Origin of the sequence: Faecalibacterium sp. DFI.5.82 (assembly GCF_029076575.1) — a bacterium.
GTDB classification, from domain to species: Bacteria; Bacillota; Clostridia; order Oscillospirales; family Ruminococcaceae; genus Faecalibacterium; species Faecalibacterium duncaniae.
In genome coordinates, this window is sequence record NZ_JARFIS010000029.1 from 1 (window position 1) to 1,159 (window position 1,159).

2 tRNA genes and 2 rRNA genes are annotated in these 1,159 nt (G+C 48.6%); all 4 read left to right on the top strand.

Features of this window, described 5'->3' with window-relative positions:
• Positions 1–98: ribosomal RNA gene (locus P0G09_RS15375) — 16S ribosomal RNA — on the top strand; the annotation flags it as partial.
• A 127-nt stretch (positions 99–225) separates the two neighbouring features.
• Positions 226–301: transfer RNA gene (locus tag P0G09_RS15380), tRNA-Ala, on the top strand.
• A 3-nt stretch (positions 302–304) separates the two neighbouring features.
• Positions 305–381: transfer RNA gene (locus P0G09_RS15385), tRNA-Ile, on the top strand.
• A gap of 207 nt (positions 382–588) precedes the next feature.
• Positions 589–1,159: ribosomal RNA gene (locus P0G09_RS15390) — 23S ribosomal RNA — on the top strand; the annotation flags it as partial.

Here is a 1,159-nt window from a genome sequence, read left to right on the forward strand (position 1 = left end):
TAACCGCAAGGAGGACGCCGCCGAAGGTAAAACTGGTGATTGGGGTGAAGTCGTAACAAGGTAGCCGTAGGAGAACCTGCGGCTGGATCACCTCCTTTCTAAGGAGTCAGGCAGATGGAAGAACATCGAAGATGGTCGACCGTCTGGAACAGGTGACAGATACAAGCAGAGTAGATATTGTTCGATTTTGAGGGCCCTGAAAAGGGGTTACTCAAAACCTTATGTGGGGGTTTAGCTCAGCTGGGAGAGCACCTGCTTTGCAAGCAGGGGGTCAAGGGTTCGATTCCCTTAATCTCCACCACATGGGCCAATAGCTCAGCTGGCTAGAGCACACGACTGATAATCGTGAGGTCGATGGTTCGAGTCCATTTTGGCCCACCATGTGATGAAAATCAAAGTTTCGGGAGACCGGGCTTTGAGGGACATCACCAAGACGTACCTTGAAAACTGAATAATAACTGCGAAACAAAGATTATAGTAAGTTCTTTTAAGAAATATTGCAATTTCAAAAGGAAGGGTAACAATAATCTTCGTTGGCAATAAGAGAGAATCAAGAGGATACCAAATGTTCTGAAAGAACGTTTGAAAGGTCAAGCGAACAAGGGCGCAGGGCGAATGCCTTGGCACTGGGAGCCGATGAAAGACGTGATAAGCTGCGATAAGCTTCGGGGAGCTGCAAATAAGCATTGATCCGGAGATTTCTGAATGAGGAAACTCACCTGGGTTCATACTCAGGTACAATGCACTGAAATTTAAAATAGGTGTATTGAGGGAACCGCCTGAACTGAAACATCTAAGTAGGGCGAGGAAGAGACATCAAACGAGATTCCGTAAGTAGTGGCGAGCGAACGCGGAAGAGGGCAAACCGAGAGTAGAAATACTTTCGGGGTACGGACTGCTTTTAAGACTTAATCTGTTAACCGAACGGCATGGGAAGGCCGGTCAGAGAGTGTGAGAACCACGTAGGTGAAAACGGAGAGAGCTGCGCAGGATCCAGAGTACGGCCAGACACGTGAAACCTGGTCGGAATACGGGGGGACCACCCTCCAACCCTAAATACTACCCAGTGACCGATAGCGTATAGTACTGTGAAGGAAAGGTGAAAAGCACCCCGGGAGGGGAGTGAAAAAGAACCTGAAACCCTGTGCCTACAAGCACC